6 protein-coding genes and 1 tRNA gene are annotated in these 7,937 nt (G+C 57.7%); all 7 read right to left on the bottom strand.

Features of this window, described 5'->3' with window-relative positions; all coding sequences use genetic code 11:
• Nucleotides 1-21: 21 nt before the first annotated feature.
• Complete coding sequence (locus tag AC0V2Y_RS27040; RefSeq protein ID WP_475418204.1) at nucleotides 22-1,404, bottom strand: undecaprenyl-phosphate glucose phosphotransferase; 1,383 nt, start codon at nucleotides 1,402-1,404, stop codon at nucleotides 22-24.
• Nucleotides 1,405-1,412: 8 nt separating this feature from the next.
• Nucleotides 1,413-2,684, bottom strand: a complete 1,272-nt coding sequence (gene epsL / locus AC0V2Y_RS27035; RefSeq protein WP_475417364.1) for an XrtB/PEP-CTERM-associated polysaccharide biosynthesis outer membrane protein EpsL — start codon at nucleotides 2,682-2,684, stop codon at nucleotides 1,413-1,415.
• 40 nt (nucleotides 2,685-2,724) lie between these two features.
• Entirely contained in the window at nucleotides 2,725-3,387 is a 663-nt protein-coding gene (locus tag AC0V2Y_RS27030; protein WP_475417363.1) for a CAAX prenyl protease-related protein, read from the bottom strand.
• Between the two features lie 177 nt (nucleotides 3,388-3,564).
• Complete coding sequence (locus AC0V2Y_RS27025) at nucleotides 3,565-5,457, bottom strand: ATP-binding cassette domain-containing protein (protein WP_475417362.1); 1,893 nt, start codon at nucleotides 5,455-5,457, stop codon at nucleotides 3,565-3,567.
• 160 nt (nucleotides 5,458-5,617) lie between these two features.
• Nucleotides 5,618-5,692 (bottom strand) — tRNA-Arg (locus tag AC0V2Y_RS27020).
• 89 nt (nucleotides 5,693-5,781) lie between these two features.
• Nucleotides 5,782-6,786, bottom strand: a complete 1,005-nt coding sequence (locus tag AC0V2Y_RS27015; RefSeq protein ID WP_475417361.1) for a hypothetical protein — start codon at nucleotides 6,784-6,786, stop codon at nucleotides 5,782-5,784.
• Nucleotides 6,787-6,821: 35 nt separating this feature from the next.
• Nucleotides 6,822-7,937 (bottom strand): MBOAT family O-acyltransferase (locus AC0V2Y_RS27010; protein WP_475418408.1); only part of this gene is annotated, 1,116 nt, incomplete at its 5' end.

Here is a 7,937-nt window from a genome sequence, read left to right as displayed (position 1 = left end):
TGCCGTGTACTTTGCCACACATCAATGTGCGTTATCTCGCTTCAATACAACCTTGACAGTCCGCATGATGATCCACAAATCGAGCCACAGGGACCAGTTGCGCAGATAGTCGAGGTCGAAATGGATGCGCGCTTCCATCTTGTCGAGCGTCTCCGTCTCGCCGCGCAAGCCGTTGACCTGGGCCCAGCCGGTAATGCCAGGCTTGACCTTGTGGCGCAGCATGTAGCCTTTGATCAGCTTGCGGTACTGCTCATTGTGCGCCACCGCATGGGGACGGGGACCGACAATGCTCATGCGGCCCTGTAACACATTGATAAATTGCGGCAACTCATCGAGCGAGCTACGGCGCAGAAAGGCCCCAATGCGCGTCACGCGCTGATCGTTCTTGGTGGCCTGCACCACCTTGTCGCCATCCTCGCTGACCGTCATCGAGCGGAATTTATAGACGATGATTTCCTCGCCATACAGGCCGTAGCGGCGCTGGCGGAAGATCACAGGACCTTTCGAGGTCATCTTCACAGCGATGGCAATGATCAGCATCACCGGCAACAACATGATCTGGATCAACAAGCCCAGCACGATGTCGCTACCGCGCTTGACCATGCTGTTAAAGCCCGTGAACGGCGACTCGCGGATGGCGATTACCGGCATGCCGCCCACGTTGTCGAAGCGCGCCTGCATCAGATCGAAGATATATATATCTGGCAAGAAGTACACGGAGGCCGTCGTGTCCTGCAGTTCGTCGAGCATCTTGCGGATGCGCGGCTGGGCCGAAATGGGCTGGCTGATGAATATCATCTTGATATTGTGTTCGCGCACATAGGCGGCGATATCGGCCATTTTGCCCAGCATGGGCTCACGCATCTTCTCGGGCCAGCGGTCATCGGTGCGGTCGTCAAAAAAACCGCGCACACTCATGAACAGGTTCGGATTGCGCTCGACGGTCGCGGCGAACTTCAGGCTGGCGTCATTGGCGCCGATGATGACGACCGAGCGCACTTCGCTGTCGCGGCCGGGATCCGCCACCATGCGCCGTGCGGCAAGATGGCTGAGCAACAAGATGAATGGGGTGAGCAGAAACCAGGCCAGCACCAATTCGTGGTCGAAATGAAACGCCAGTCCCGTCGCCGAGCCGAGAAAGATCAGAATCAGGGCGGTAATGGTCCAACTGACAAAAACATCCCGGGCGTAGGCCAGCATGCGACCGCTGCGCCACGTACGATACGGGTCGACATACTGGAATACGGATGATGAAATAAAGAACGCCAGGATCATCAATACCAGCGAATAACCGGTGAAAGGCGAGCCCGACAGGACTGACAGCAGGTACAGCGTACCCATGATGATCAATGGATCGAGGATGCGCTGGAAAAAAGAAATCAGGGGTATATCATTAACCGTCATGATGCTCTTCAAAACTGGGCACTGGCATTGAAGGAAATGCCATTAGCGTGATAGGTGCTGGTATTAACGATCGGTGCGCCTTTGCGCTCATCACGAAAAGCACTGATGCCCAACTGGATATTCGGCCGGGGCGCATATGTGAGGCCGATGCTGGCCGTTTTCGTGGTATCTTTGACATCAACAGGCAACACCAGGCCGCTCGCAGCGGCAAAATCTCGCTTCTCGCGCCGCAATTGTGCATCCATGCGGACCTTGGCCGAAATATCCCAGGCAGCGGCCAGGCTGGCACCATTGTTCAGGCTGCTGCTAATCAGAGAATTTTCCACGGCGGCAAACTCATGCCACACGCTGCCCGTAAAACGCACCTTGCCCAGCGGGGCCCAATATACGGTGACGCGCCCGTTGGCGCCGCTGGCGTCGCGTCCAGAGAATATCTTGTTCTTGCGCTTCACCCAGCCACCGAGCAATTGCACTTGTGTAATACCGCTCAGGCGCCAATAAATGTTGGCCTTGACCTCGTCCTGCTCGTAGCCCTGATCAACGCCAAATCCGACCAGGCTGGCGCGATTCGGATACGTCCCTTTCAGGTGGCGCAACTGTATCCCGATCCGACTTTCGCTGGCCGGCAAATAGTCCAGACCCAGTTCCACGGCGTCTTCCTGCCGATTGGAAAATTTTTGCGCCATGGAATCATAAGTATATTTATCGCGCGAAACACCGCCACGCACTCGCCAGCTTGGATGAAAACGCCAACCGCCATTCGCATACTCACGACGAATCGTGCGCAGGTTGCGATCCGTGCTCTGCAAATCGCTGAATGGGGTCAGTGTCTGCGAGTAGCTACCGCCCACGTGACCCTCAAGATGATTGGCAATATGCCATTCCAGATCGGCCAGATAGTCTTTGCCCGTATAGTCGAGCTGATCAAAGTGATCGAAATAGACGCGCGACCACTTTACCTGGCCCGTCAGGCGTTGCCGTCCGATCGGGCGATTAATCAGGAACCCCGCTTGCACCTGGCGCGAAGTGTCCGAGCGCTGGCCATCGAAGCCGGACACGTTATCATCAAGCCGGAATAAATTGTTATCGTAAGAATACGTCGTCGCGATAAAAGGCGAGATCGTATCGCTGATGGCGGCGCCAGCCGGCAAACTGCATGCCGCGCCACCGGCCGCCATCAGCGTAGCGGGCAATATGCGAGCCAGAAGCGAGGCCAAACGGTTGCGATGCAATCCCGATTGCCCGATACGGGCCTGGCAATGATACGATGAATTCAACATGGGCATTGTCTTTAAGAGAGCAAACAGTTGATTGGTAATATTACCAGTAAGTCCAGTGTCCACCGGAAACAATCCAGAGGCCCAGCACGCCATTCGTCACGCCATGGGCGAGGATGGGCGACCACAGGTTCTGGCTGCGCATGTACAGCAAGCTGTAAGCGGCACCGGCAACGATACCGGCCAGCCACAAATTGTGTTCGAAACCAAACAGTACCACGCTGATAATAAACGCCTTGGCACTGGCCAGGCGTGGCTGGAATGTCAGGAAATCAGGGGCATCGATCCAGCGCAGCAGGAAGGAGCGCCAGAACAGCTCTTCCATCACGGGCACCACCAGGGCCGCGCCAGCGATGCGCAGCACCACCAGGCTCCACTCGATCTGGCCGTCATTGCGCGGATCGAAGCCATCGGCGCTGCCGACCGTCATCCAGCTGGCACTCAGATTAATCCACAACAAAAAAACAACAATCCCCGTGGCCAACGCCACGGCCAGGGCGCGCGCGCCCAGCGGCGTCCACCGCAGTTCCGTGTAGCTGCGGCGCCAGTACAACAACATGCCCAGCACGACGCCGATCTTGACGGCATACAGCCAGCGCAGCTCCTGCGCGGCAAAGCCAAGCCGGCCGAGCATGTCGGCGATGAAGATGAAGGAGAGATAGGCCAGGAATGGCGCTACCCGGGGCAAGGCGGCGCGGTCAAACATGCTGATGCGCACCGGAGGTGGAACCGCGCGCCGGACGCGGTGGTCCGGCGTGCGTGTTTTTAATAACAAACATGCATCCTCCGATGTAATAAATATAATTATATAATTATATCAAGCTGAACCGTTGCCGTGGCAAATAATCCTGACTTAATTACAACGGGGGCATGCAAAAAAGCATCAACCGTTGGCGCGCGCCTCGATCTGCTCCCACTTTTCCAGCGCTTCCAGCAATTCGCCTTCGATCTCGGCCACGCGTGCGTTCAGGCGCTTGCCTTCGGCCGGCGTCTTCTTGTAGAAGTCCGGATGCGACAGCTCGGCGGCCAGCACCGACTGCTCGTCCTCCAGCTTGGCAATCAATTTCGGCAGCTCTTCCAGCTCGCGCTGCTCCTTGTAGCTGAGCTTTTTCTGTTTGGCAACAGGTGCGGCAGTCTCGACCTTCACGGCCGGCTTGCTGGCGGGCGCCGTGGCGATCGGCAAGGTGCGCACGCGCTCCCAGTCCGTGTAGCCGCCGACGAATTCGCGCCACTTGCCCTCGCCTTCGGCGACGATCACCTGCGTGACGACGTTGTCGAGGAAGGTACGGTCATGGCTGACGAGGAAGACGGTGCCGGTGTATTCTTCCAGCAACTCTTCCAGCAATTCCAGGGTATCGATATCCAAGTCATTGGTCGGCTCATCGAGCACCAGCACGTTGGCCGGCTTGGCGAACAGGCGCGCCAGCAGCAAACGGTTGCGCTCGCCACCGGACAGCGACTTGACGGGCGAACGGGCACGTTCCGGCGCGAACAGGAAGTCGTTCAGATACGTCATCACGTGGCGGCGCTGGCCATTGATCTCGACCCAGTCGCTGCCTGGCGCGATGGTTTCCATCAGGTTCGCCTCTTCGTTCAGCTGCGTGCGCATCTGGTCGAAATACGCCACTTGCAGCTTGGTCCCCAGGCGGATGGTGCCCGTGTCCGACTGCTCTTCGCCGAGGATCATCTTCAGCAGGGTGGTCTTGCCGGCGCCGTTGGCGCCGATCAGGCCGACCTTGTCGCCACGCAAGATGGTGGCGCTGAAATCCTTGACGATGACCTTGTCGCCGTAGATCTTCGAGACGTTTTCCAGGTCCGCCACGATCTTGCCCGAGCGTTCGCCGGCCGACACGTCCAATTTTACTTGTCCCTGCTGTTCGCGGCGCGCATTACGCGTCAGGCGCAGCGCTTCCAGGCGGCGCACGCGGCCTTCGTCGCGCACGCGGCGGGCCTTGACGCCCTTGCGTATCCACACTTCTTCCTGCGCCAGGAACTTGTCGAACTTGGCGTTTTCCACCTCTTCGATTTCCAGCTGCTCCGCCTTGCGCACTTGATACGCCGTGAAGTTGCCCGGGTACGACAGCAAACGGCCGCGGTCCAGCTCGATGATGCGCGTGGCGACGTTGTCGAGGAAGGAGCGGTCATGGGTAATGAAAAGCACGCTGCCCTTGAAGTCGCGCAACAAGCCTTCCAGCCACAGGATGGAACTGAAATCCAGATGGTTGGTGGGCTCATCGAGCAGCAGCACATCGGGTGCCGACACCAGCGCGCGCGCCAGCGCCACGCGCTTCTGCATCCCGCCGGACAGGGTTTTCATGGCCATGTCGCCCGTCAGGTTCAAACGGTCGAGCACGGTTTCCACCTTGTTCGGCAAGCTCCACGCATCGGCCGCATCGAGCTTGACCTGGATGTCGTGCATGCGTTCCATCAGTTCGTCGTCATTGCCCTGGCCAAACTGGCCCGTCAACGCATCGTATTCCTTCAGCCACGCCTGCGATTCGCCCATGCCGGACGCGACGGCGTCGAACACGGACATTTCCGGGTCGAATTGCGGTTCCTGCTCCACATAGGCGATCTTGATGCCTTGTTGCATCACCAACAAGCCGTCATCGAGCTTGAACTTGCCCGAAATAACCTTCAACAGCGACGATTTACCCGTGCCGTTACGGCCGATCAAGCCGACCCGCTCCGAGGTTTCCAGTGAAAATTCCGCGTGATCGAGCAGCGCGACGTGACCGAACGCAAGTTGCGCCGATGAAAGAGAAATGACAGCCATAATGAGTAAAGGTGTTCGGGCGCCGTTCCCTGCACACCGCGTGGTGCGCCAAACAGCTGCCGATTGGATGAATGAAGCACGCATTGTACCGACAACTCGGCACCACCAGTACATTGCGGCCAGCATGAACTCAGGCCACCGGCGCGCGTTGCGTGGAATGTGGTGTCGCCAGCAGGAATCGAACCTGCATTTAAGTCTTAGGAGGACCTTGTACTATCCATTGTACGATGGCGACACGCGCAGCGGCATTATACAGGCAAGCGCCCGCCATTGACAGCGTGGCAAGCGGACGGCTCGAGCAACGCGCCTGCCATTGCGCGCACGCTATGGCGCTGCGGCCACCTGCTTCAGTCGGGACAAGATTTGCTGGGCCGCCAGCGCATGGGACACCTTATTCCAATGCGCATCCATGGGAGCGAAGTCCATCCGCTCGCGTTGTGCCTCCCAATGCCGCGCGAACACAGGTTGCATGTCGATTACTGCATAGCCATGGTGTTTCAAACGGCCAAGGAAAAATGCCCGATCGTCGTCCTGCCAGGACGACTTGCCCTTGCGCCCGTCGTACAGCAGGCCCCGCTCACCATCGACGAGAAATAAAAACTGTACCGTGGAACTACCTTCGATGGCACGCAGCTGTGTCAGATAGTAGTCGAGCACCAATGCCCGCGACGCCGTATCCCGGACCGGCAATGGAGCCGCCGATGGCGGATTCTTGCGGCGCAGCGTCGATGACAGCCAATCGGGCAACTTGAGATTGTAATAACAATACCGCGCCAATGCCGAATAGGACACCACCCGCTTGATCTTGGGTTCCTTATACGGTGTTTGCACCATGTGCAAGCCATCTGGGCCGGGTTCGATCTGATTGTGGCCACGTTTTGCCGCCTCAAGCAAGGAGGCAAGATTGCTGCCATCGACAAATAGCACCACCGTGCGCGGATGCACGCGCGGCACATAATAGCGCGCCATGGCCAGCGTATCGGCGAGGCCATTGCCGGAACTACCGGCCGCATACACCCCGCCGCCAAGCGCATGCTCCAGCTGTCCCTGCATGGTATCGGGATAGTCGAGCATCAGGCTCTCGACAAAACTGTCACCAAGCACCAGTACGGCAGCGCCATCCTTGAAGTCGCGCGAATTCGATGCCCCTTGGGCATTGATCACGCCGCTGCGTGCATTATTCAACGCCCAACCATACGAGTACACATAGGGCTGGTGCGCCAGATAGCGGCGAAATGGAATTTGCGGGTCGCTATTTTCCAGCCGCAAGCCGGACGAGACAGGCAAGCATTGCAGGACGGCCTCGAGCACCAGCACCGTTGCCAGCATGCCCAAGCCTATGGCGAATAAAGGACGCATATGGTTTAGAAATTAAAATAAAGAAATTCAGAAATGCCACGCGTTTCGCTAATTGCCAGCAAAAGCAGACAGAGGATCAACAGCGCACCCAAGGCAATATTGCCGTTTCGCCCGGACAGGCGCTCTTCCTGCCTGCGCAAAATGCCGCGGCCCAGCAGGTCGTAGGCATTGGGCATGAAGAAGGCAATGGCCGCGCAAGCCAGCAACCACCATAGGCAGCTCTGCAGTGCCATAATCCTGTCGATTCCCAGCATCGCCCCCTGCATCGCTGGCGTCAGGGTGCTGCCGCTCATGGCTTGCAGCACATCCAGTGCCACCTCCACCGAACTGGCACGGAAAAAGACCCAGGCCAAAACGACGGCCAGGAAAGTGGCGATGCTGCCGGCAACGCGTATTGGCAGATTGCTGCGTCCACCAAGAGCATGGCGTAGCGCATGATTAATAATCAGGTAAATACCGTGCAGCATGCCCCATACGAGAAAAGTCCAGTTGGCGCCATGCCACAAGCCACCCAACAGCATGGTCAGGAACAGATTGCGGTAGCGCTGGAAGGCGCCTTGACGATTTCCCCCCAAGGGAATGTACAGATAATCGCGCAGGAAAGTGGATAGCGTGATGTGCCAGCGACGCCAGAAATCGATGATGGAAACCGCCTTGTACGGCGAGTTGAAATTGATGGGCAGTACGATGCCAAACATATAGGACAGGCCGTATGCCATATCGGAATAGGCGGAAAAGTCGAAGTATAGCTGGAAGGTATACGCCAGGGCTCCGGCCCAGGCTTCCAGCATGCTCAGATTCTGGTGGTGCGCATCGAACACCGGGGCGACATAACGTGCCACGCCGTCAGCCAGTATCACTTTCTTGAACAGGCCTATGGTGAAAAACGCCAGTCCGACGACGATGCGCCCATGCCGCAGCACGTGCGACTCCGGCTGTGAAAATTGCGGCATCATATCTTTATGATGCAAAATGGGGCCGGCAATCAGGTGCGGAAAATACGTGACAAACAGGCCATAACTTTCCGGTTGATACTCTTTCACTTTACCGGTATGGCAATCCACCAGATACGCAATCTGCGTAAACGTGAAGAACGATATACCGATTGGCAACACGATACC

This window comes from Janthinobacterium sp. BHSEK, assembly GCF_056174685.1.
The sequence above is the reverse complement of the archived record's forward strand: the minus strand, read 5'-3'. Positions and strand labels throughout refer to the sequence as shown.